Source organism: Butyricicoccus sp. AF35-5AC, from assembly GCF_003477715.1.
GTDB classification, from domain to species: Bacteria; Bacillota; Clostridia; order Oscillospirales; family Butyricicoccaceae; genus Agathobaculum; species Agathobaculum butyriciproducens.
Genome location: NZ_QUDX01000001.1, coordinates 360,978 through 384,613, shown reverse-complemented (window position 1 = coordinate 384,613; position 23,636 = coordinate 360,978). Strand labels below are relative to the sequence as shown.

At 55.9% G+C, this 23,636-nt stretch carries 24 protein-coding genes and 1 other annotated feature; of the genes, 3 read left to right on the top strand and 21 right to left on the bottom strand.

Annotated features, from left to right (window positions below):
- Positions 1 to 830: 830 nt before the first annotated feature.
- The 5 genes from nspC to speD form a co-directional block, all read right to left on the bottom strand.
- Positions 831 to 1,961, bottom strand: a complete 1,131-nt coding sequence (gene nspC / locus DWZ82_RS01800; RefSeq protein ID WP_118478312.1) for a carboxynorspermidine decarboxylase — start codon at positions 1,959 to 1,961, stop codon at positions 831 to 833.
- Between the two features lies 1 nt (position 1,962).
- A complete protein-coding gene (locus DWZ82_RS01795; protein WP_118361766.1) occupies positions 1,963 to 3,222 on the bottom strand; it encodes a saccharopine dehydrogenase family protein in 1,260 nt (419 codons plus the stop codon).
- A gap of 950 nt (positions 3,223 to 4,172) precedes the next feature.
- On the bottom strand, positions 4,173 to 5,030 hold the full coding sequence (speE, locus tag DWZ82_RS01790; RefSeq protein WP_118478310.1) for a polyamine aminopropyltransferase: 858 nt from the start codon (positions 5,028 to 5,030) through the stop codon (positions 4,173 to 4,175).
- 16 nt (positions 5,031 to 5,046) lie between these two features.
- Complete coding sequence (locus DWZ82_RS01785) at positions 5,047 to 6,504, bottom strand: aminotransferase class I/II-fold pyridoxal phosphate-dependent enzyme (protein ID WP_117491390.1); 1,458 nt, start codon at positions 6,502 to 6,504, stop codon at positions 5,047 to 5,049.
- A gap of 226 nt (positions 6,505 to 6,730) precedes the next feature.
- A complete protein-coding gene (gene speD, locus DWZ82_RS01780; RefSeq protein ID WP_110435194.1) occupies positions 6,731 to 7,495 on the bottom strand; it encodes an adenosylmethionine decarboxylase in 765 nt (254 codons plus the stop codon).
- Positions 7,496 to 8,126: 631 nt separating this feature from the next.
- On the opposite strand from speD, the gene DWZ82_RS01775 reads away from it, so the two are divergent.
- Positions 8,127 to 8,810, top strand: coding sequence for a peptidoglycan recognition protein family protein (locus DWZ82_RS01775; RefSeq protein WP_118478308.1), 684 nt, complete (start codon positions 8,127 to 8,129; stop codon positions 8,808 to 8,810).
- A 192-nt stretch (positions 8,811 to 9,002) separates the two neighbouring features.
- Positions 9,003 to 10,019 carry a 3-deoxy-7-phosphoheptulonate synthase gene (aroF, locus tag DWZ82_RS01770; RefSeq protein ID WP_118478306.1) on the top strand — a complete coding sequence of 339 codons (1,017 nt, stop codon included), beginning with the start codon at positions 9,003 to 9,005 and terminating at the stop codon, positions 10,017 to 10,019.
- 238 nt (positions 10,020 to 10,257) lie between these two features.
- Here the strand turns inward: aroF and DWZ82_RS01765 are convergent, their stop codons facing one another.
- Entirely contained in the window at positions 10,258 to 11,085 is an 828-nt protein-coding gene (locus DWZ82_RS01765; RefSeq protein WP_118478304.1) for a polysaccharide deacetylase family protein, read from the bottom strand.
- A 145-nt stretch (positions 11,086 to 11,230) separates the two neighbouring features.
- Here DWZ82_RS01765 and DWZ82_RS01760 point away from each other — a divergent pair, with 145 nt between their 5' ends.
- On the top strand, positions 11,231 to 13,060 hold the full coding sequence (locus tag DWZ82_RS01760) for a copper amine oxidase N-terminal domain-containing protein (RefSeq protein ID WP_118478302.1): 1,830 nt from the start codon (positions 11,231 to 11,233) through the stop codon (positions 13,058 to 13,060).
- 54 nt (positions 13,061 to 13,114) lie between these two features.
- On the opposite strand, the gene pheT is transcribed toward DWZ82_RS01760, so the two are convergent.
- The 15 genes from pheT to rplD form a co-directional block, all read right to left on the bottom strand.
- Complete coding sequence (gene pheT, locus DWZ82_RS01755; protein WP_118478300.1) at positions 13,115 to 15,523, bottom strand: phenylalanine--tRNA ligase subunit beta; 2,409 nt, start codon at positions 15,521 to 15,523, stop codon at positions 13,115 to 13,117.
- Positions 15,524 to 15,710: 187 nt separating this feature from the next.
- Positions 15,711 to 16,730, bottom strand: coding sequence for a phenylalanine--tRNA ligase subunit alpha (gene pheS / locus DWZ82_RS01750; protein WP_118478298.1), 1,020 nt, complete (start codon positions 16,728 to 16,730; stop codon positions 15,711 to 15,713).
- Between the two features lie 102 nt (positions 16,731 to 16,832).
- Positions 16,833 to 17,066 (bottom strand) — a binding site (T-box leader).
- A gap of 722 nt (positions 17,067 to 17,788) precedes the next feature.
- Entirely contained in the window at positions 17,789 to 17,974 is a 186-nt protein-coding gene (locus DWZ82_RS01745) for a type Z 30S ribosomal protein S14 (protein ID WP_110435201.1), read from the bottom strand.
- Positions 17,975 to 17,988: 14 nt separating this feature from the next.
- Positions 17,989 to 18,534, bottom strand: a complete 546-nt coding sequence (rplE, locus tag DWZ82_RS01740) for a 50S ribosomal protein L5 (protein WP_117555184.1) — start codon at positions 18,532 to 18,534, stop codon at positions 17,989 to 17,991.
- 19 nt (positions 18,535 to 18,553) lie between these two features.
- Positions 18,554 to 18,871 (bottom strand): 50S ribosomal protein L24, encoded by a 318-nt coding sequence (rplX, locus tag DWZ82_RS01735; protein ID WP_110435203.1) that lies wholly within the window; start codon positions 18,869 to 18,871, stop codon positions 18,554 to 18,556.
- A 15-nt stretch (positions 18,872 to 18,886) separates the two neighbouring features.
- Positions 18,887 to 19,255, bottom strand: coding sequence for a 50S ribosomal protein L14 (rplN, locus tag DWZ82_RS01730; protein WP_116704662.1), 369 nt, complete (start codon positions 19,253 to 19,255; stop codon positions 18,887 to 18,889).
- A gap of 12 nt (positions 19,256 to 19,267) precedes the next feature.
- Positions 19,268 to 19,525 (bottom strand): 30S ribosomal protein S17, encoded by a 258-nt coding sequence (gene rpsQ / locus DWZ82_RS01725; RefSeq protein WP_054326963.1) that lies wholly within the window; start codon positions 19,523 to 19,525, stop codon positions 19,268 to 19,270.
- Between the two features lie 18 nt (positions 19,526 to 19,543).
- Positions 19,544 to 19,744, bottom strand: coding sequence for a 50S ribosomal protein L29 (rpmC, locus tag DWZ82_RS01720; protein WP_110435205.1), 201 nt, complete (start codon positions 19,742 to 19,744; stop codon positions 19,544 to 19,546).
- Entirely contained in the window at positions 19,744 to 20,169 is a 426-nt protein-coding gene (gene rplP, locus DWZ82_RS01715; protein WP_110435206.1) for a 50S ribosomal protein L16, read from the bottom strand. Before rplP ends, rpmC begins: the two co-directional genes overlap by 1 nt.
- A complete protein-coding gene (gene rpsC / locus DWZ82_RS01710) occupies positions 20,169 to 20,936 on the bottom strand; it encodes a 30S ribosomal protein S3 (RefSeq protein ID WP_116704663.1) in 768 nt (255 codons plus the stop codon). The genes rplP and rpsC overlap by 1 nt, the downstream gene beginning before the upstream one ends.
- Before the next feature lie 13 nt (positions 20,937 to 20,949).
- Positions 20,950 to 21,285, bottom strand: coding sequence for a 50S ribosomal protein L22 (gene rplV, locus DWZ82_RS01705; protein ID WP_118478296.1), 336 nt, complete (start codon positions 21,283 to 21,285; stop codon positions 20,950 to 20,952).
- Positions 21,286 to 21,302: 17 nt separating this feature from the next.
- Complete coding sequence (rpsS, locus tag DWZ82_RS01700; protein WP_110435209.1) at positions 21,303 to 21,584, bottom strand: 30S ribosomal protein S19; 282 nt, start codon at positions 21,582 to 21,584, stop codon at positions 21,303 to 21,305.
- Positions 21,585 to 21,602: 18 nt separating this feature from the next.
- A complete protein-coding gene (rplB, locus tag DWZ82_RS01695) occupies positions 21,603 to 22,436 on the bottom strand; it encodes a 50S ribosomal protein L2 (protein ID WP_118478294.1) in 834 nt (277 codons plus the stop codon).
- 271 nt (positions 22,437 to 22,707) lie between these two features.
- Positions 22,708 to 23,001, bottom strand: coding sequence for a 50S ribosomal protein L23 (rplW, locus tag DWZ82_RS01690; protein WP_110435211.1), 294 nt, complete (start codon positions 22,999 to 23,001; stop codon positions 22,708 to 22,710).
- Positions 23,001 to 23,624 (bottom strand): 50S ribosomal protein L4, encoded by a 624-nt coding sequence (rplD, locus tag DWZ82_RS01685; RefSeq protein ID WP_117491403.1) that lies wholly within the window; start codon positions 23,622 to 23,624, stop codon positions 23,001 to 23,003. The genes rplW and rplD overlap by 1 nt, the downstream gene beginning before the upstream one ends.
- Between the last annotated feature and the right edge of the window lie 12 nt (positions 23,625 to 23,636).

Sequence of the window (23,636 nt, the reverse complement as noted above, 5' to 3'; positions counted from 1 at the left end):
GCGGGGTACTCGAACTGCGCAAGCGTGTTCGTCCCTTTCCGGGCGGAGAGTTTTCCGCTGAACCTCAGCGGGGGATTCGCCGTCTGCGGACGGCGGGAACGTGCCGCGGCCCGCCGCGGGGGCAAAAAGGAAGGGACACCTACGGTTTCCCTTCCTCTTTGAACTCCTACCTTTCCCTTGCTTCCTAATCTGGCGCAGATTTCCTATATGTGACCGCTTCGAAAAGGGGAACGACAGAGGATTTTTTCTTCCGTGTCTTTCTCAACATATTCGCAGTGTCAGATACATTACTGCTACACATGTGATTTCATCTAAGCAGGCGCGACATAACAGTGTCGCGCAAGTCGTCAGCACGTTATAATGGACAGAGCCTGCGAAGATAAATTGTACCAAACGCTTAATTCGTAGGTGCCATGCGGTATAACGTGTTAAAGAGTTGCGCGGCACGGTTATGCCGCGCCTGCGTAGAGTAAACCGTATGTGTAGCAGTACGTTGTCTGTGAACTGCGAAAAGGCGGAGAAAGACACGCTTCGGTAACCCGACTGCCGTTCCCCTATTTCGCAGCGGTCACATGTCGGCAATCTGCGCCAGACCCTCCAAGGGAAAGGGGTGATTCACAAGAGGGTGGAAACCGCAGGTGTCTACCCTCTTGTGCCCCCGCCGGGAAGGCGCACTCCCCGCTGAGGTTCAGCGAAAACCTCCCCGCCCGTCAGGGGCGAACACGCTCACGCAGTTCGCGCCCCCCGCTCAGCCGGTGCAGAGAAACAGGCGGCCGCCCGCACACGTTCCGTTCGCTTCTCAAGCGACACTTCCCCGTTTCGGCAGGAACTTACGAAAGTCTCCGCTTGAACTCCTCATACCCGAACATCCGCACGACCTCATCCGTGCCGTCGGCGCGTCTTACCGCGATGAGCGGCAGCGGCATGCCGTTAAACGTATTGGTCTTGACCATGGTGTAGAGCGCCATGTCCTCGAACACGACCTGCTCACCGGCGCCGAGCGCCACATCGAACGAATACTCACCGATGACGTCGCCTGCGAGGCAGGAGCGGCCGGTCAGCAGATAGGTGAACGCCTTCTTCCCCGGCTCGCCGCCGCGGTACACCGGCGGACGGTACGGCACCTCGAGCACGTCCGGCATGTGGCACGCCGCCGAGGTATCCAGAATCGCAATGTCCTTATGGTTGTGCATCACCTCAAGCACGGTGGCGACCAGATAGCCCGCATTCAGCACAACGGCCTCGCCCGGCTCCAGATAAACCTGCACCTTGTACTTTTTCTGCAGATAATCAATGCAGTGCACCAACGTTTCCACATCGTAATCCGCGCGGGTGATATGGTGGCCGCCGCCGAGGTTGATCCATTTCAGGCCATCCATATACTGACCGAAATTCTGCTCAAATGCAGCGACAGTCCGCACCAGATCGTCCGAATTCTGCTCGCAGAGCGTGTGGAAATGGAAGCCCTCAATGCCGTCGAGCAGCTCCGGCTGAAAATTCTCTATCGTAATGCCGAGGCGCGAATCCGGACCGCACGGGTCGTACATCGCGTGGTCGCTCGGCTGCGTGGAGCACTCCGGATTGAGCCGCAGGCCGCAGCTCTTCCCTGCCGCGCGGGCAAGGCTGCCGTAGGCCTTCCACTGCGTGAACGAGTTGAACACAATGTGGTCGGCGTACTCCAGAAGCTCGCGGAACTCGCCCTCCGCGTAGGCCGGCGCGTAGACATGGGTCTCGCCGCCGAATTCCTCATGACCGAGCCGTGCCTCGTACAGACCGGAGGCCGTTGTGCCCGCCAGATACTCCCGAATCAGCGGGTACACGGAAAACATCGAGAACGCCTTCTGCGCCAGCAGGATCTTCGCGCCGGTGCGTCTGGCAACGTCCCGCAGGACGGCCAGATTCTGCACCAGACGGTTTTCATCGAGCAGGTAGCAGGGCGTAGGAAGCTCAGTAAATTTCATATCAGTCCACCAGTACCGGCTTGTCGTTGATCTGCCACGGCAGACCCCACTTGTTCAGCGCCTCCATGTACGGATCGGGATCAAACTCCTCGACCGTGTACACGCCCGGCTTGTTCCACTTGCCGGTCAGCAGCATCGCCGCGCCGATCATCGCCGGAACGCCGGTGGTGTAGCTGATGGCCTGCGAGCCGACCTCGCGGTAGCACTCCTCGTGGTCGCAGACGTTGTAAATGTAGGCGGTCTTTTCCTTGCCGTCCTTCTTGCCGGTGAAAATGCAGCCGATGTTGGTCTTGCCCTTGGTGCGCGGACCGAGCGTTGCCGGATCGGGCAGCAGCGCCTTGAGGAACTGGATCGGCACGATCTGGTGGCCCTCAAACTCGATCGGGGTGGTGGACAGCATGCCAACGTTCTCAAGGCAGTTCATGTGGGTCAGGTAGGACTGACCGAAGGTCATGAAGAAGCGGATGCGCTGCACGCCCGGAATATTCTTGGCGAGGGACTCGATCTCCTCGTGGTGGAGCAGGTACATGTCCTTGTGGCCGACCTGATCGAAGTCGTACTCGCGCTTGATGCTCATCGCCGGGATTTCAACCCAGTGACCGTTCTCCCAGTACGAGCCGGGCGCGGATACCTCACGCAGATTGATCTCCGGGTTGAAGTTGGTCGCGAACGGATAGCCGTGGTCGCCGCCGTTGCAGTCCAGGATGTCGATGGTGTCGATTTCATCGAACAGGTGCTTCTGTGCGTAAGCGCAGTACGCCTGCGTTACGCCCGGGTCAAAGCCGGAGCCGAGCAGAGCGGTCAGACCGGCCTCCTCAAACTTCTTCTTGTACGCCCACTGCCAGGAGTAGTCAAAGTACGCGGTAAAGCCCTCGTCCTTGCAGCGCTTCTCGTAAATGGCGCGCCACTCCGGATCGTCGGTGTCCTCCGGCTCGTAGTTTGCCGTATCCATGTAGTTTACGCCGCACTTGAGGCACGCATCCATGATGGTCAGGTCCTGATACGGCAGCGCAATGTTCATCACGATGTCCGGCTTGTACTCGTCGATGAGCGCGCACAGCTCGTCCACGTTGTCCGCGTCCACCTTTGCGGTGCGGATCTTGGTTGCGGTCGTACCGTCCAGCTTCTCCTTAATCGCATCGCACTTGCTCTTGGTGCGGGATGCGATCATGATTTCCTCAAAAACGTCGCTGTTCTGGCAGCACTTGTGGATAACTACGCCGGCAACACCGCCGCAGCCGATGATCAATGCTCTTCCCATTGTTAATTCCTCCTCATTTTTAACTGTATATATAATTGAGATTTATTGAATGGTCTTTATTTGTTAAACTGCCGCTTGAGAAGCGAACGGAACTGCGCGGGCGGCAGCCTTTTTCTCTGCACCGGCTGACCGGGGTACTCGAACTGCCGTAGGCGGGTTCGCCCCTAACGGGCAGCAGTTTTTTCGCTGAACCTCAGCGGGGAGTGCGCCTACCCGGCGGGGGCACAAGAGGGTAGACACCTGCGGTTTCCACCCTCTTGTGAATCACCCCTTTCCCTTGGGGATATTCCGGTGCAGATTTCCTATATGTGACCGCTCCGAAAAGGAGTACGACAGAGGATTTTTTCTTCCGTGTCTTTCGCAACCTGTTCGCAGTGTCAGATACCGTACTGCTACACAGGTCGGCTACTTCCAGCAGGCGCGGCATACCCGTGCCGCGCAACTCGTAAGTCTGGAGTTTGCGGACAGCACCTACGGATTAGGTGTTCGGTGCAATTTAGCCTCGCAGGTGCCGTGCGTTACAACGTGCCAAGGATTTGCGCGGCACTGTTATGCCGCGCTCTGCGTTGAGTAACCCGCATGTGTAGCAGTACGCTGTCTGTGAACTGCGAAAAGGTGGAGAAAGACACGCTGAGGTAACCCGACTGTCGCGTCCTTTTCCTGCTTACGCAGTCTACCGTCTGCACCCAAGCTATCCCAACAAGGGAAAGGGGTGATTCACAAGAGGGTGGAAACCGTAGGTGTCTACCCTCTTGTGCGCCCGCGCGGCGTCAGCGCACTCCCCGCTGAGGTTCAGCGAAAACCTCCCCGCCCGTTAGGGGCGAACACGCTAACGCAGTTCGCGTCCCCCGCTCAGCCGGTGCAGAGAAAAAGGCTGCCGCCCGGAAGGGGCGAACCCGCTTGCAAAGCGGCTACCCAATCCAAACCGGAGCGGTTTTCTAACGATTCCGTTATTCTTCCACCTTTTCCAGCAGCTTCTGCACATAATTCGGCAGATAGAACGCGCCCTTGTGCAGATTGGTATTGTAATATTTGGTTTCCAGTCCCAGACTGTTCCACCAGTCCGGATTCAGATCGCGCACCGGATGCACGCCGCGCGACGAAAAGCCGAACAGCCAGTGTCCGGACGGGTAGGTCGGGATATGCGCCTGAAACAGACGGCTCAGCTCAAACGAGTGCACGATATTGCGGTGCGCTCTCTGGCACGCCAGTGCATCGCCCTTGTAGAACGGGCTTTCGTGCTGATTGACGAGCACGCCGTGCTCCTTGAGCGCCTTGTAGCAGTTGCCGTAAAATTCCATCGTAAACAGGCCCTCGCCCGGTCCAAACGGGTCGGTCGAGTCGATGATGATAAGGTCGTACTCGTCCTCGATGCGGCGGATATATTTCAGGCCGTCCTGATAGAGAATGTGCACGCGCGGGTCGTCCAGTGAGCACGCCACACCGGGCAGGTACTCCTTGCAGACCGCAACAACGCGCTCGTCGATCTCCACAAGGTCGATATGCTCGATGTGCTGATAGCGGCACAGCTCGCGGACACAGCCGCCGTCACCGCCGCCGATGACGAGCACCTTTTTAATCTTCTCACCGAGCACGGCCAGCGGCACATGCACCATCATTTCGTGATAGATGAACTCGTCCCGCTCGGTCAGCATCATGTAGCCGTCAAGCGTGAGAAACCGACCGAATTCCTCGCATTCAAACACGTCGATGCGCTGAAAATCGCTCTGTTCGGTGTAAAGCTGACGGTCTACCTGTATCTGCAGCCCAACCGTCGGCGTGTGCATTTCAGTAAAGGTAAGTTGCATGGGTGAAACGCTCCTTTTATTCCGGGCTGACAACGCCGCGGATGACCTGCAGGTTGTTCACCTCGGGGTCCTCGGTGCCGAGCAGCATGCAGTTCTTTTCCTTGGCGTAGCGAATATAATCAAGAATATCGCGGGTGATACGCTCACCGGGCGCGAGGATCGGGATGCCGGGCGGATAGCACATGACAAACTCCGCGCAGATGCGTCCGACCGACTCCTCGAGCGGCATGGCCTTCTTGTCCGCGTAGAACGCCTCCTGCGGGCCGGCGACCACCTGCGGAGAGATATACTCCTGCCGCATGAGCGTCGCCTTGTCGCGCTTGTAGCGGCGGCGAATGTCCGCCAGAGCGGCTACCAGACGTTCCAGGTCGCGCTCACGGTCGCCCACCGAAACATAGGCGAGCAGGTTGCCGAGATCACCGAACTCGGTCTGAATATCGTAAAAATCGCGCAGAATGTCGTACACCTCGATGCCCGCCAGACCAACGTCCAGTGTGTTCACCGCCAGCTTGGTCGTGTCGAAATCGTACACGGTGTCGCCGTTGATGAGCTCGCTGCCGTAGGCGTAGTAGTCCCCGATGGCGTTAATCTCCTCACGCGCATAGGTCGTCAGGTCAACGACTTTTCGGAAAATCTCTTTTCCGTGCAGCGCAAGGTTTTTGCGCGAAATATCCAGACTGACCATCAGCAGGTACGAACCGGAGGTCGTCTGGGTCAGGTTTATAATCTGGCGAACGTGCTCCGCGTTCATGGACGGACCGCACAGCAGAAAGCTGGACTGCGTGAGCGAGCCGCCCGACTTGTGCATGGAAACGGATGCTAAATCCGCGCCCGCCGCCATCGCGGAGACCGGCATATTTTCACCGAAGTAGAAATGCGTGCCGTGCGCCTCATCAGCGAGCACCTTCATGCCTGCCGCGTGCGCGAGCCTTACGATTTCCCGAATGTTCGAGCAGATGCCGTAATAGGTCGGGTTGTTGACGAGCACCGCCTTTGCGGACGGGTGCTTTTCAATGGCGGCCTTCACATCCGCGACCGACATGCCGAGCGAAATGCCAAGCCGGTCGTTCATCTGCGGGTTGACGTAAACCGGAATCGCGCCGGTCAGCACCAATGCGTTGATGACGCTGCGGTGTACGTTGCGCGGCAGGATGATCTCGTCTCCGCGCTTGACAACGGACAGGATCATCGCCTGTACGCTGCTCGTCGTGCCGCCCACCATCAGGAAGGCGTGCGCCGCACCGAACGCATCCGCCGCCAGCTCCTCGGCCTCGCGGATAACGCTGGTCGGGTGGCACAGATTGTCGAGCGGCTTCATCGAATTGACGTCCACCGTCATGCACTGCTGACCGAGGAATTTCGTTAATTCCGGCGAGCCGCGTCCGCGCTTGTGTCCGGGCACATCGAACGGCACAATACGCATGTCTTTGAAGTTTTCGAGCGCCTCCATGATCGGCGCGCGGGATTGATCCATAAAAATGCCTTCTTTCGGCAGAGAATGATATGCTGCGCTTTCGCGCGAAGCGCGCATGAAATACAATCTGCGCAGCAGATTGATAAAAACCGGGAGCATGTATCACGGTTTTTATACAAGGAATAAACTTTGTGTGCCGCGCAGCGACGCGCAAAGTTTATTGTGAGACAAAACCGAACATCGTTCGGTTTGTCTTTCTCGATTGAAAATGTATTTTCAATCGAAATCAGTAGATGTTCTTCCCCGAGAAAATCTCAATCATCTCTCGTCTGAGGTCGGAGTGAATCTTGAGTCTTGTTTTCGGCGGCAGCTCATAGATGTCGGTATTGAACAGGTAGTTCTGCAGATCGACCTCCTTGAGCAGCATTCTCGTGTGGAACAGATTGGACTGGTACACGTTAATGTCGTATGCGTCGTACCGCTCGAGCGTTTTCGGGTCGATAAAGTCCTGAATGGACGTCATATGGTGATCCATGAACAGCTTTTTACCCTCGATATCGCGGGTAAAGCCGCGCACGCGGTAGTCCATGGTGATGATATCCGAATCGAACGAGCCGATGAGGTAATCGAGCGTAGACAGCGGCGTGATCTCACCGCAGGTGGCTACGTCAATATCCACGCGGAAGGTGGCAAGGCAGGTATCCGGATGGTACTCCGGATAGGTATGCACGGTAACGTGGCTCTTATCGAGGTGCGCAACGATGGTATCCGGCTCGAGGGCCGGCTTCATGTGCTCCTCCGCGATGAGAAAGGTTACGGAGGCGCCCTGCGGGTCATAATCCTGCTTGGAAATGTGCAGCACATGCGCACCGATCATCTCGGTCACCCGCTCGAGAATGCCGGTCAGTCGTTCGGAGTTGTACTGCTGGTCGATATATTTGATGTAGTCACGCTGTTCGCGCTCGGTCTTTGCATAGCAGACATCATAAATGTTGAAGGACAGCGCCTTGGTCAGGTTGTTGAACCCGTAAAGTTTAAGCTTGTTCTGCATTTCATATCCTCACAATACCAAAAAATCCCCAGGCGAAAGGGGTACACACGGTACGCTTTCACTTGGGGATGATCATTCTCTTTTTGCAGATGCTTCTGCACATTCCGTAGGTTTTATGGAAGAGGAAAGAGTCTATATAGCAAGAATCGTTACTTTTAGGCAATACCGCATAATGAAGCAAGAGCGATTTGCGAGTAAATTTTGTGCCGCAAAGCGCCGCAGTCTTCATTGTAGGTGTTGCCTTTGTACTCTTATTGATCGTTTCACAAGTGTGATGCGCCCGCGGCACACGGCTTTTAGTCAGCCAACTTATAAAATTCAATAAGGCAACAAAGTTGCCAGTTTCGGCATTTGACCCGGCTGTCCGTATGGCCTTGGCACCGTTTTCGCGCAGAAACCGGGCGGTCAAAGAAATTCTGCTGAAAGGCTTCGCCTCTCCGAATAACTTTTATTATAAGGGAATCCGCGTGCAAATGCAAGTTCATCTTGCAAATTTTACGAATTTGATACCGAATCCGCATATACGGTGCCGCCATCACAAAAAGTTTACAGTCTTTGTTTTGAAAAATCGCGTAAAACGTAGTACAATGGAACAGTAAGACGATATCATTCTGAAAAGATAAGGTGAATCATGGCACGCAAAAAGAGAAGCAAGGGACTTCGGGTCAGCCTGATGCTGACAGTCGGACTGATGATCGTGTCGTTTGCGGCGGGCATGCTGACACAGAGGATCGTGTTCCGCGAGCCGCAGGCCGACGCCGGTCTGACCTACATTGAGGATATTCCGGTGATGACCGACTTTCTTCCCGAGGGCACACGCGCCCGTCCGGGACAGAAGCGCGAGATCAAGTATCTTGTCATCCACGAGACCGACAACACCGGCACCGGCGCAAATGCGGCCGCGCACAACTCGTTCATCCACCAGAACGCCAACGCCGAGGAGGGCATTGTTTCGTGGCACTACACGGTGGACGATCACGAGATCTACCACCATCTGCCGGATGATGAAACTGCCTATCACGCAGGCGACGGCATGGAGAAGAACGGCGGCAACATGAACGGCATCGGCATTGAAATGTGCGTCAACTCGGACGGCAACTACGAACAGACGCTCATCAACACCGAAAAGCTGTGCGCGCGGCTGCTGATCGAGTACGACCTGAACCCGTCCAAGGCACTGAAAAAGCATCAGGACTTTTCGGGCAAAATCTGCCCGTCCACCCTCATCAACAGCGGCCGCTGGGATGAATTCTTCAGCGCAGTAACCGCCAAATACAAGGAGCTGAAGGCCGATGAGGCGGCAAACGCATCGTAAGCATCCGGTTAGCAGAATGCAACCATGTGCAAAAAGCGTGGAAAATCAAAGGGCGATTTGTCGTAAATCGCTCTTTCTTTTTGCCCTCTGATATGGTATACTTCAAATCGTACGCTGTAAAAAAGCTGAAAAAATTTAAGCGTACCGTAAATCTTGCTTAAAATTTATCACATTGTGAAGGAGTGAACTGAAATGATCGTTGTACTCAAACAAAACAGCGACAAAGGACATGTCGAAAAACTGATGCAGCATTTCACGGATATGGGGCTGCGGATCAACTATTCCGAGGGCGCAGACACCACCATCCTGGGCCTGATGGGCGACACGACCCGGCTCGATGAAAGGGACATTATGGCGTATGACGTGGTCGAGCGTGTACAGCGCGTGACCGAGCCGTTTAAGGCCGTCAACCGCAAATTCCATCCCGAGGACACGATCATCGAGGTTGCGGGCCGCAAGATCGGCACCGGCTACTTCAATGTTATGGCAGGTCCGTGCTCGGTCGAAAACGAAGCACAGATCGTCGAGTGTGCCGAGCGCGTCAAGGCTGCCGGTGCATCCTTCCTGCGCGGCGGCGCATTCAAGCCGCGTACCTCCCCGTACTCGTTCCAGGGTCTGGAGGCCGAGGGTCTCAAGCTGCTGCTCGAGGCAAAGCGTCAGACCGGTCTGCCGATCGTCACCGAGATCATGAGCGAAAAGCACCTCGACCTGTTCGCGGATGTGGATATCATCCAGCTTGGTGCCCGCAACATGCAGAACTTCATGCTGCTCAAGGAGCTGGGCCGCTGCAACAAGCCGATCCTCCTCAAGCGCGGTCTGTCCGCCACCATGGAGGAGTTCCTCATGGCTGCCGAGTACATTTTCGCAGGCGGCAATACCAATGTTATCCTGTGCGAGCGCGGCATCCGTACTTTTGAAAAGCTGATCCGCAATAATCTGGATATCTCCGCTGTCCCGCTGGTTAAAATGTTCAGCCACCTGCCCATCATCATCGACCCGTCCCACGCAGCAGGCCGCCGTGATATGGTGCAGCCGCTGTCCCGCGCAGCCATCGCTGCCGGTGCTGACGGCCTGATCATCGAGGCGCATAACGATCCTGCACACGCCCTCTGCGACGGTGCGCAGTCGCTCGACCTCAACCAGTTCGATACCGTCATGAAGGACATCAAGCGCCGCGCCGAGTTTGAAGGCCGCGTGATGATGCCGTAAAAGCAAACAATGCACAAAACCCTCTCTGAAAATCCAGAGAGGGTTTTATTTTACCATATCGTTTTCCCGTACCTCGGCGCACCGTTTGTAAACCATCTGCAGCTGCGTAACCGTAGGGGCGAACAGTGTTCGCCCGTGAACCGTGTGATTTGGTGTTGCGTGGGAGCACACTGTGCTCCCCTACGGGATAACGCGTACCAATCGTTACCTGCGGTGCGCCGAGCCGTACCCCTGCGGTTTAGCCGGATGCAAGGTCTGTCAGTGCGCCAAAGGTATAACCCGCACTCTCCCACTTGGTCAGCAATTCATCGAGAATCCTCGCATTGGTCTCACTGGTGGAATGCAGCAGCACGATGGCCCCGTTATGTATCCGCGGAAGCAGCTTGGAGAATGCCTGCTCATCGGTTGGCTGGTTATCCGTATACCAGTCCACATACGCGAGCGACCAGAAAACCGTGGTATACCCCAGCTCCTGCGCCTGCCGGAGATTCTCCTCGCTGAACTTGCCCTGCGGCGGACGATAAAATTTCTGCATCGGCTGACCGGTCAGCGCGGTGTATTTCTCCTCAAGACCGTTCAGCTCCGCCGTAAACGCGCTCTTATCCGCAATGCCGGACATATCCGGATGGTGCAGCGTGTGATTGCCCACAATATGCCCTTCTGCGGCCATGCGCTTTACGAGATCCGGTGCGGTATCAATAAAGTTTCCCACCACGAAAAAGCAGGCAGGCGCGTTATGCTTTTTGAGCGCATCCAGAATAGCAGGCGTGCAGCCGTTCTCGTAGCCCGCGTCGAACGTCAGGTAGATGGTCTTTTTGCTCGTATCACCGACGTAAAACGCGTTGTACTGCCGCAGTTCCTCGGCGGAGACATTGCCGACCGGCGGCTGTCCCTCGGTCTGGAACGATAATCCCCAGTCGCTGACAGACGCGGGAACCGCCTGTTCGGCGGCTGTTGGCTCAGTATTTTCGCGCGGAAACAGAATGAAAACCGCAGTCAGAACCGCAAAAGCGCTAAGTCCCATACCGATTCGGCGCAGACCCGTGCGTGTGATCGTGATAAACATAGCAGTGCCCTCCCTTGCTCTACCCTATGCGGCTGCATGGGCAATATGCCGATTTTTCTCTGCCAATTTGCGTCAGGTTACAGGTAGACAACCCCTACCGATTTCCTGTACAATGGTAGTAACACCAACATGAGGGGGTTACGACATGAAAAAGATGAAACGATTTGCCTCTGCGGCACTGGCGGCACTGCTGCTGGCAGGCTCTGCGCCGAGCGCGCTTGCGCTGGACACCACACCGCCGATGTACAAGCAGTTCGGGTACGACAGTGCGGAGGATTTTACCCGCAGCTATCTCGGCAATTTCGTTCATTTTGATTACGATACTGCCAGCGATATGTTCCGCCGGTATGTACAGCAGCTGCACGCCGATCCATCGCTCGGATTTTCCTATTTCGGTCTGGAAGATATGGACACGCTGTACCGCTATATCGACTACGGCCAGTGGAAAGATATGGACGACTACTGCCGTCAGGCTGCAAGAGAAATGATACAGACCGCCGATTACCGGTCCGAGCAGCTTGCGGTGCAGCTGAACGGTCAGGCCGTCAAATTCCCGGACGCCCAGCCGGAGAAGGCCAACAACCGTACCATGGTTCCCTTCCGCGCGATTGCCGAGGCGCTCGGCGCTGAAGTAGACTACAACGCAGGCGCAATCACCGCTAAGAAGAACGGACAGACGCTTGCTTTCTCGCTCGGCGGCAAGCAGCTAACCATAACCGATGACAGCACCGGCAAGGTTATCAAGACCACCGCTGTTGATTCCGCACCGTACAAGAAGAAGGGCCGCACTTATGTTCCGGTACGCTTTTTCGCGGAAGGCTTCGGACTGACCGTGCAGTGGGAGAACAGTGTGCAGACCGCTGTTTTGTATGACCGCGATGCACTGATTGCAGACATTGACAGTCACTTTACTGTGCTCAACCAGTGGCTCAAAGCACAGCCGTCCTACGGTCAGAATGCAAAGGCACTGAGCAGCACCATCAATGTTTCGACTGACTACACTCTGTATGATTCCATCGCAGGAGACAAGTCCTATCGCGCAAGTGCAAAAATCAACGCACTGACCGATGAAAATGCCGCAGAAGTCCATCTATCCGCTGATTTGAGCGATCTTCCCAGTGAATATTATCCGAATTATTCCTCTATCCCCTCTGTTACGGATGATTCGTTTGAGTGGTCCATCTTCCGCACACTGCGCAGTTCTGACAAGAGCACGCTCAAAAATCTGCAAGTTGATTTGTGCGGCAGTGACTCCGGTGCCGGCTGCTTTTACATGCGCAGTCCTGCCCTGTCGGAGATGTACCGCGGCACGGAAAAGGACCGTCCTGAAGAACGCACCGCCATGAAAAACGGTGCATGGGTCAATGTTGCAACGATGGACACCGTATTCGGCGCAACCGATTTTGTCGAACGCTGGTCCGAACTGGCACAGGGCAAGGTGAATACAGTCGGTGAATCCATCGTCATCAACAGCGAAAAAAACACCTATGGGTACGAATGGTCTAAACTCTTTGCCGATGCCTACGAGGAATGCCGCAACTGGGAAGCACTTGCAGGCGACAGTCTGTTCACGCGCAGCGGTTCGCGTTATACCGCCAATATTGATCTGCAGGATATGCTCGGCAGCGATCCTGATACTTCAACCAGCACAATAAAGTATACGCTGGATACGTCGAACGGTTCGATCTCCGGTTCTACATCGAGCAGCTATACCAACTGGTATACGCAGTCTATTACGACAATTGAATTCTCCGGCAAGCTGCGCAGTCTCAGCTTTACGCGCACCGAACAGGTCAAAAACAAGAGCAAGCTGGTGCGCAGAAGCACACTTACCGCGTCTCCGACAGATACCGCACCGGCCGCTACTCCGCCCAAGGGCAGCAAAATCATTTTGTGGGATACGGAAAGCACCTATTATGATGAGGACGGTAACGAAATCACCGATATGTCTGATTTTCTTTCGACATTCCTATAAACATAAAAAGAGCAGATGCCAAGCATCTGCTCTTTTTTGTACTTTTTCAGAAACTTAGCCGCGCAGCTGCGCGCCGAACTCGGTCTCGAGCGCCGAGATAGCGGCACGCATTGCCTTATCGCACTCCTCATCGGTGAGGGTGCGGTCGGGTGCGCGCAGGGACAGCGAATAAGCAACAGACTTCTTGCCCTCCGGGATGCCCTTGCCCTTGTAAACGTCAAACAGCTTGACGCTCTCGAGCAGCTTGCCTGCCGCCTTCTCAACAGCGGCCTGCATGGAAGCCGCCGGAACGGCATCATCAACCAGAACCGCGATATCGCGGGTGGATGCCGGGAACTTGGGCAGCGGATGATACAGCTTCTCCGGGTCGATGGCGGCCAGCAGCGCGTCCATCTGCAGCTCGGCAGCGAGTACCTCGCCGGACAGACCGTAGCGTGCGGCAACGGTCGGATGAATGGTGCCGAATACGCCGATCTCCTTGCCGTCAATGAGCACCTTGGCACAGCGGCCCGGGTGGTAGGACAGGTTGGCCTTCTCGGGAGCAAAGGACGCGCCCTTGATGTTCAGCTCACGCAGCAGCGCCTCGATTACGCCCTTGAACTGGAAGAAGGACAGGCGGCCGTAGCTGCCGAGGGTCAGGATCTTCTCCTCGTGCGGCAGTACGTCCGGGTCAGCCTTGCCGTCCTTGACGGTCGGGGTGTAGATGGTGCCCAGCTCGTACAGCGAAGCGGTCGGGTTGCGATGCGCGTGGTTGTGCGCCAGATTATCCAGCATGGACGGCAGCACGGTGGTACGCATTACGCTGAAATCCTCGCCAAGCGGATTGAGGATGGTGGTGGAGATACGGCGCGGGTCGTTCTCGTCCCAGCCGATCATGTCGTAGAACTTCGGGGAGATGAACGAGTGGCTCATGGACTCGTCAAAGCCTGCCTCGCGGCAAACCAGAGCGGCAGCGCGCTCCGCCTGCTGAGACGGCGTGAACTCACCCTGTACCATCTCGCCTGCATACAGCGTGGTCGGAATCTTGTCGTAGCCGTACATGCGGGCAACCTCCTCGGCTACGTCGCACATACGGTTGATGTCGGTGCGGAAGAACGGCACAACGACCTCGTTGTTCTCAATCTTGAAGTCCAGCTTCTCGAGCAGCTTTACCTGCTCCTCAGCGGACAGCTCCAGACCGAGCAGGGCGTTCATCTTGTCCGGCTCGAACGGCAGACGCTTGTGGTTCGGGTCGGAGTTGTCAACGTCGATAATGCCGTCGATGACCTCGCCTGCGCCCAGCTGCTCCACCAGCTCGCACGCACGGTTGACCGCATCGAGGGTCATGCGCGGGTCAAGACCCTTTTCAAAGCGGCCGGAGGCCTCGGTACGCATGCCGAGCGCCTTTGCGGTGATACGAACGGTAGCGCCGTGGAAGTTTGCGGACTCGAAAACGACGGTCTTGGTGTCGTCCATAATCTCGGAGTTTGCGCCGCCCATAACGCCTGCAACAGCAACCGGCTTGTCGTTGTCACAGATGGCAAGCATCTTGTCGCTCAGGTCGTGATCTACGCCGTCCAGAGTCTGGATGGACTCACCGTTTCGGGCACGGCGGACAACAATGCGGCCGTCGGACAGGCACTTGTAGTCGAACGCATGCATCGGCTGGCCGTACTCGAGCATAACATAGTTGGTGATATCAACGATGTTGTTGATCGGACGAACGCCGCAGGCATGCAGGCGCTCGCGCATCCACGCCGGAGAGGGCTCGATCTTGATGTTCTTAACAATGCGGGCGGTGTAGCGCGGGCACAGGTCGGTATCCTTAACCTCAACCGACATATACTCGTTGATGTTACCGCCAACGCCCTTTACCTCCGGGGTCTTAACGCTGAACGGACGGTCGAAGGTAGCCGCAGTCTCGCGGGCCAGACCGATCACGCTCAGGCAGTCCGGACGGTTGGATGTGATCTCAAAATCGGAAACCCAGTCGTCCAGACCGAGTACCTTTTTGATGTCTTCGCCGACCGGCGTGCTGGCGGGCAGGAACAGGATGCCGTTCTCGCACGCATACGGTACGCAGCCGTGGGACAGACCCAGCTCCTGGAACGAGCACATCATGCCGTTGGACGGCACGCCGCGCAGCTTGCCCTTGGTGATCTTCACGCCGCCCGGCAGGGTGGACTTGTGCAGGCAGACCGGGCAGATCTCGCCAACGGACGCAGGCGTTACATTGGGTGCGCCGGTGACGATCTGCACCGGCTCCTCCTTGCCGACATCGAGCTGGCAGATCTTCAGATGGTCGGAATCCGGGTGATCGACAACCTCGAGGATCTTGCCGGTCACAACGTTGTCGATCTCCGCGCCGAGGTAGTAAACCTCCTCGACCTTGGAGCCGGACATAGTCAGCTTGGCATCATACTCCTTCGGGGTGATGCCGTTCATATCGGTATAATCCGAAAGCCAGGATAATGGCAGTTTCATTGATAGGAACACTCCTTTTGGTGTTATTGTTGTCCGTAGGGCGCGACGACTCGGCGCGCCGTATTTGCCGCCTGCATATACTTACGAGCGGCGCGCCGGGGTCGTCGCGCCCTACGATAATACGTATCGCTTGTAACATGCGGGAGAGTGCGGCGGGATGAGGTCATCCCGCCCTACGGGTGCAGGTTTAGAACTGGTGCAGGAATCGAACGTCGTTCTCATAGAACAGACGGATATCGTCGATCTTGAAGCGGCCCATAACCATACGCTCCAGACCGATGCCGAAGGCGTAGCCGGAGTATTCATTCGGGTCGATGCCGCTCATCTCAAGCACCTTGGGGTGAACCATGCCGCAGCCGAGGATCTCGATCCAGCCCTCGCCCTTGCAGAGCGGGCAGCCTTCACCGTGGCAGCGGTAGCACTGGATATCCATCTCCGCAGACGGCTCGGTGAACGGGAAGTGATGCGGACGGAAACGAACAACCGTGTCCTCGCCGTACAGCTTCTTTGCGAACAGCTCGAGAATGCCCTTCAGGTCGCTCATGCGGATGCCCTTATCGACAACCAGACCCTCGATCTGATGGAACAGCGGAGAGTGGGTTGCGTCAACGGCGTCCGAACGGTAAACACGGCCCGGCGCAATAATGCGGATCGGCGGCTTGCGCTTTTCCATCGTGCGGACCTGCATCGGAGAGGTCTGCGTGCGGAGCACAACGTTATCCGAAATATAGAAGGTATCCTGCGTGTCGCGTGCCGGATGATCCTTCGGAATGTTCAGAGCCTCAAAGTTGTAGTGGTCGAGCTCGACCTCCGGGCCTTCCGCGATGGAGAAGCCCAGACCGAGGAAAATCTCCTTGAACTCATCGAGCACGATGTTCAGCGGATGCTTTTTGCCGATGACAACGTCCTCACCCGGCAGGGTAACGTCGATGGTCTCAGCCTCCAGCTTCTTCTCGAGCGCAGCCTGCTCGATCAGCTTCTTCTGCTTTTCAATGATGGTTTCGATCTCCGCACGAACGTCGTTGATCAGCTGACCAACAACCGGACGCTCCTCTGCAGCAACGTCCTTCATGCCCTTGAGCAGCGCGGTCAACTCACCCTTTTTGCCGAGGAACTTAACGCGGGCCTCGTCCAGCGCGCGCGAATCCTTCGCGGCAGCGAGCTGCTCCTTCGCGGTCTGCAAAATGCCTTGCAGCTTTTCTTTCATACCAATTCTCCTTCTTTGGCTTGTATATAAGGGATGGTCTCTTATACCAATTAGTAGTTAGTAATTCCTAATGAAACAAAAAACGCCTTTCATCCCTCTAAAATTAGGGACGAAAGGCGTAAAACTTCCGTGGTACCACCCTGATTCCCGAAAAAATCGGGCACTCATTGAACGCCGGTAACGGAGCGTTACTTCGCCGGCGCCTACTGCATCTATTCAGCACCGGTGCTCACAGGGGAACTTCGCGCCATACCTCGATAAACGGCTTGCAGCCATGGGACCGTTCTCTCTGAGAAAGAGGAACACAGCGTTACTTTTCCTGCTCATCGCATTGAAATATTTATAACAGAATAATTAAAACACATTTTGCGGGAAAATGCAAGAGGAAAACCGGATTTTTTCGTTAAAATGAAGATTTAACGTGATGTTTTCCTTTGTTTGGCGGTGCGCCGAGGTCGGCGCACCCTACGAGATAGATTGTACCAATTATTAAACCCGCAGGTGCCGTCCGTTACAACGTGCCAAAGAGCTGCGCGACACTGCTATCCCCCTGGGGACCCTCTCTTGCCCTACGGGCAATTCACCTTGTGTCGCGCCTGCGTAGAGTAAACCGCCTGAGTAGCAGTAAACTGTCTGGCACTGCGAATAGGCAGAGAAATGGGAGCACACTGTGCTCCCCTACGGTAGGAAAAATCCTCTGCCGTTCCCCTGTTTCGAAGCGGTCGCATGTCGGCAATCTGCGCCAGACCCTCCAAGGGAAAGGGGAGATTCACAAGAGGGTGGAAACCGCAGGTGTCTACCCTCTTGTGCGCCCGCGCGGCGTCAGCGCACTCCCCGCTGAGGTGCAGCGAAAAACTCCCCGCCCGGAAAGGGCGAACACGCCTGCGGCAGTTCGCGTACCCCGCTCAGCCGGTGCTGAAAAAGGCTGCCGCCCGTTAGGGGCGAGGCCGCTTACGCAGTTCGCGTGCCCCGATCAGTCGGTGCAGAAATGGTCTCTGCCCACCGTTAGAGCATAAAAAAAGGAACCCTTACGGGTTCCTTTTTGAAATCGCTCTTCCTTACCAGGATGCCTTGCGGACACCCGGGATCTGGCCCTTGTAAGCCAGCTCGCGGAAGCAGATACGGCAGATACCGAAATCACGCAGGTAAGCGTGCGGACGGCCGCAAATCTTGCAGCGGTTGTAAGCTCGGCTGGAGAACTTCGGCTTAGCCTGCTGCTTGAGAACCATCGACTTCTTAGCCATTTAACTTCTCCTCCTTACTTCTCAAACGGAGCGCCCATCAGAGTAAGCAGCTCCTTTGCTTCTTCATCGGTATTTGCAGTGGTGCAGATAACGATGTTCATGCCGCGGATCTTGTCGATCTGATCATAGGAAATTTCCGGGAAGATCAGCTGCTCGTTCAGACCCAGAGCGTAGTTACCACGGCCGTCAAATGCGTTGCCGTTGATGCCGCGGAAGTCGCGTACACGCGGCAGAGCTACGTTGAACAGACGATCCAGGAACTCCCACATGCGGTCACGGCGCAGGGTTACCTTAACGCCTACCGGCATGCCGTCACGCAGCTTGAAGTTTGCGATGGACTTCTTAGCGTGGGTGATGATCGGCTTCTGGCCGGAGATCAGGGTGATATCACGGACAATAGCCTCGATAACCTTGGAGTTACCGTTTGCTTCCTTACCGCAGCCGACGTTGATTACGATCTTGTCGAGCTTCGGGATCTGCATTGCGCTCTCGTACTGAAACTTCTTCATCAGAGCAGGCGCAACTTCCGCAGTATACTTTGCTTTCATATTCGGAACCATTTATTGCAACCTCCTCTTCTTAAAGCGTTTCGCCGCAGTGCTTGCACACCGTCAGCTTAGTGCCGTTCTCGGTGAACTTGTGCGCTACACGAGTCGGCTTGTCGCACTTCGGGCATACGCGCATTACCTTGCAGGCACGCAGCGCACCCTCGCGCTCGATGATGCCGCCGGTTTCACCCTGACGGCGGGGCTTGGTGTGGCACTTGATCATGTTCACACCTTCGATTACTACCATACCCTTCTTCGGGTTTACGGACAGGATCTTGCCGCGCTTGCCCTTTTCCTTGCCGGAAAGAACGACTGCGGTGTCGCCCGTCTTAACGTGCAAATTGTTCATTTGTTGGCGACCTCCTTACAGTACTTCCGGAGCAAGCGACAGGATCTTCATGTAATCCTTGTCACGCAGCTCACGAGCGACAGGCCCAAAGATACGGGTGCCGCGGGGGTTTTTGTCATCACGAATGATAACGCCAGCGTTCTCGTCAAAGCGGATATAGCTGCCGTCAGCGCGGCGCAGGCCCTTAACGGTGCGGACGATAACTGCCTTAACGACATCGCCCTTCTTTACGCCGCCGCCCGGGGTGCACTTGCGCACCGAGCAAACAACTACGTCACCGATGTTGCCGTACTTGCGTGCGGAGCCGCCGAGAACACGGATTACCTTCAGTTCCTTTGCGCCGCTGTTGTCAGCTGCACGCAGAAAGCTTTCCTGCTGAACCATGTGCTCTCCTCCTTACTTTGCCTTCTCGATGATCTCGACCAGGCGCCAGCGCTTGTCCTTGGACAGCGGACGGGTCTCCATCACCTTAACCTTATCACCGATGCCACACTCGTTGTTCTCGTCGTGTGCCTTCAGCTTATAGGTGTGCGGAATAACCTTCTTGTACAGAGGATGTGCTACACGATCCTCAATTGCTACGACAATGGTCTTATCCATCTTATCGGAAACGACCTTGCCTACTCGCGTTTTGCGTAATGCTCTTTCGCTCATAATATTCGTTTCCCTCCCTTATGCCTTCTCCGCGATCTGCTTCTCGCGGATAACGGTATTGATACGAGCAATGTCGTGCTTGACTTCATTGATCTTGTTGGTGTTGTCGAGCTGATTGGTAGCGAGCTGCAGACGGAGGTTGAAGAGGTCCTTCTTCAGCTCACCGAGCTTTGCAGACAGCTCCTCAGCCGTCAGTTCTCTGATCTCAGATGCCTTCATCATGCTTCACCGCCATTCTTCTCACGGGCAACGAACTTGGTCTTGCAGGGCAGCTTGTGGCTTGCCAGACGCAGTGCCTCACGAGCAACTTCCTCGGAAACGCCTGCGATCTCAAACAGTACACGGCCCGGCTTAACTACTGCAACCCAGTACTCGGGTGCGCCCTTACCGGAACCCATTCGAGCACCAGCCGGATGCTTGGTAACCGGCTTGTCGGGGAAAATCTTGATCCATACCTGACCGCCACGCTTGGTGTAACGGGTCATAGCGATACGGGCTGCCTCGATCTGATTCGAGGTGATCCAGCACGGCTCGGTAGCCTGGATACCGAACTCACCGTTCGATACGAAGTTACCGCGGGTAGCCTTGCCGGTCATACGGCCGCGATGAACGCGACGATACTTAACTCTCTTAGGGAGCAGCATTAACGGTTGCCTCCTTCCTGACGGGGAGCACGACGCTCACCACGGTTGAAGTCACGACGGCCGCGACGGTCACCGCGACGATCGCGGCGCTCGAATGCCGGCTTCGGAGCTTCAATGGAGCGACCCAGACGCGGACCGCCGTGGAGAACCTCACCCTTGTAGATCCATACCTTAACACCGATGCGGCCGTAGGTGGTCGCAGCTTCAGCAAAACCATAGTCGATGTCCGCACGCAGGGTCTGCAGCGGAATGGTGCCCTCGTGGTAATGCTCGGTGCGTGCGATTTCCGCGCCGCCCAGACGGCCGCCGCAGGAAACCTTGATGCCCTTGGCGCCCATGCGCATTGCACGGCCCATGGACTGCTTCATTGCACGGCGGAAACCGATGCGCTTCTCGAGCTGAGCTGCAATGTTCTCAGCAACCAGGGTAGCGTTGGTGTCCGGGTTCTTGATCTCGATGATGGAGCAGCGAACCTTCTTGCCGTACTTCTTGGTCAGCTCTTCTTCGAGCTTCTTGATGTCCTCGCCGCCGCGGCCGACAACCATGCCGGGACGTGCGCACTGGATCATGATCTTGATTTCGTCGTTCTTGCGCTCGATCTCGATCGCCGGAACGCCTGCGTCGTACAGACGCTTCTTCAGATCCTTACGGATCTCGTAGTCTTCCACGAGGAGGTCGCCGAACACATTGTCCTTAGCGAACCAACGGGAATCCCAATTCTTGATAACGCCGACACGGAGACCGTTCGGATTTACTTTCTGGCCCATTGATTACCCTCCCTTATTCTTTCTCGCCAAGAACCAGCGTGATGTGCGAGGTTCTCTTGAGGATTCTGAATGCACGGCCCTGTGCACGCGGCATAACGCGCTTCATGATCGGACCGGGACCGACGTGAACTTCCTTAACGTAAAGCTTGTCGGTGTTCATGCCGTGATTGTTCTCGGCATTGGCAACTGCGCTCTTGAGGAGCTTCTCCATCGGCTCGCATGCTGCCTTGGGGGTATTCATGATGATGGCCATAGCTTCGCCCGCATCCTTGCCGCGGATCAGATCGCAGATCAGCTTGATCTTTCGCGGGGTCATGCGTACGTTGCGTACAATAGCTCTTGCTTCCATGTTACTTTAACTCCTCCTTACTTGCCGTTATTGGAGGTCTTGCTGCCCGCGTGACCCTTGTAGGTACGGGTGGGAGCAAACTCGCCCAGCTTGTGACCAACCATGTCCTCGGTAACGTATACCGGAACGTGCTTGCGGCCGTCGTGTACTGCGATAGTATGACCGACGAACTCAGGGAAGATCGTGGAAGCGCGGGACCAGGTCTTGAGGACCTTCTTCTCGCCCTTTTCGTTCATTTCAACGACTCTTTTGATAAGCTCAGGAGCCACAAAAGGGCCTTTCTTAACACTTCTGCCCATATTAAGATAACTCCTTTCTTACTTGCCGTTGCGACGACGAGCGATCTGCTTGTCGGTGCGGTGGTTCTTCTTGCGGGTCTTGTAACCCATAGCCGGCTTGCCCCACGGGGTAACCGGAGACGGACGACCGATCGGGCTCTTGCCTTCGCCGCCGCCGTGCGGGTGATCACACGGGTTCATTACAGAACCACGAACGGTCGGGCGGATACCCAGATGACGGGTACGGCCAGCCTTACCCAGCTGTACGTTAGAATGATCAGAGTTACCAACAACGCCGATGGTAGCCTTGCAGTCCAGACGGACGTAACGCAGCTCACCGGAGGGCAGACGAACCATTGCCTTGCCGCCTTCCTTAGCCATCAGCTGAGCGCCGACGCCTGCGGAACGAACCAGCTGTGCGCCCTTGCCCGGGTACAGCTCGATGTTGTGGATCATGGTACCAACCGGAATGTTCTCAACCGGCAGGCAGTTGCCGGGCTTGATGTCGGCATCCTTGGAAGAAACGACCTTGTCGCCGATCTTCAGGCCCTCGGGAGCGAGGATATATGCCTTCTCGCCGTCCTCGTACTGAATGAGAGCGATGTTAGCGGAACGGTTCGGATCATACTCCAGGGTCTTAACCTCGGCGTAAACGTCGAGCTTCTGACGCTTGAAGTCAATGATACGGTACTTCTTCTTGTTGCCGCCGCCGATGTGGCGAACGGTGATGCGGCCGTAGCTGTTGCGGCCAGCGGTCTTCTTGACCTTTTCGAGAAGGCTCTTCTCGGGCTTCACCTTAGACAGACCCTTGTAGGAAAGCACAGTCATATTTCTGCGCGAGGGCGTCGTCGGGTTGAAAGTCTTGATAGCCATTTGGAATTTCAACTCCTTGATACGTTATTATCGGGGTGGCTTCCCCATACAATTACTTCGTTTGAAAACACGTTTTCAAACGAGAGAGGTTCCACCGCGCACAGCGCGGATGAAACCAAGGCTGCGAAAAGTTCCGACCAGCGAAACTTTTCTTCGCTCTTGTATAAAAACCGTGATACATGCTCCCGGTTTTTATGAATCTGCAAGCAGATTCTATTGAAAACCCGCTTCGCGGGAACACTCAGGCTCGCCTTAGCAGCCGAAGTGGTTTTTACATCATGTTCTCGAAGATCTCGATCTTCTTGGAGTCAGCGGTCAGGGTTACGATCGCCTTCTTGATGTCGGAACGCTTGCCAACGTGAACGCCCATGCGCTTCCACTTGCCCGGCAGCTTGATGGTGTTAACCTTGGCAACCTTAACGCCGAAGATCTCCTCTACAGCCTTCTTGATCTCTACCTTGCCGGCATCGATCGCTACTTCGAAGGTGTACTTGTTGTCCTGTGCGCCCATCATAGAACGCTCAGTGATGATCGGCTTCTTGATAATGTCGTATGCGTACTTCATTATGCGTATACCTCCTGCAGCTTCTCAACTGCTGCCTTGTCGATGATGAACTTGTCAGCATTGAGGATGTCGTATACATTGAGGGTAGACGCGATCGTGGTGCGTACGCCCGGGATGTTTGCCGCAGACTTAACTACGTTTACGCGAACTTCCGGAGTAACTACCAGGCTCTTGCCGGTTGCCTCAACTGCGTTCAGGAAACCAACGAAGGACTTGGTCTTGATCTCGCCCATATCCAGGCCATCGATTACGATGATCTCGCCTGCTGCTGCCTTTGCAGACAGAGCGGACAGCATAGCCAGACGCTTGGTCTTCTTGGTCAGGCTGTAGTTGTAGGAACGGGGCTTCGGGCCGAGGGCAATACCACCATGGGTCCACTGCGGAGAGCGGATAGAACCCTGACGAGCACGGCCGGTGCCCTTCTGACGCCACGGCTTGATGCCGCCGCCACGAACCTCGGCGCGGGTCAGCGTGGACTGAGTGCCCTGACGCTGGTTAGCCAGATAATTCTTTACTGCAGCGTGTACAACGGTCATGTTCGGCTCGATACCGAAAACAGCCGCGTTCAGCTCCATCTCGCCGGTCTTCTTACCGGTCATATCAAAAACTGCTACTGTAGGCATGATTTGCTCCTC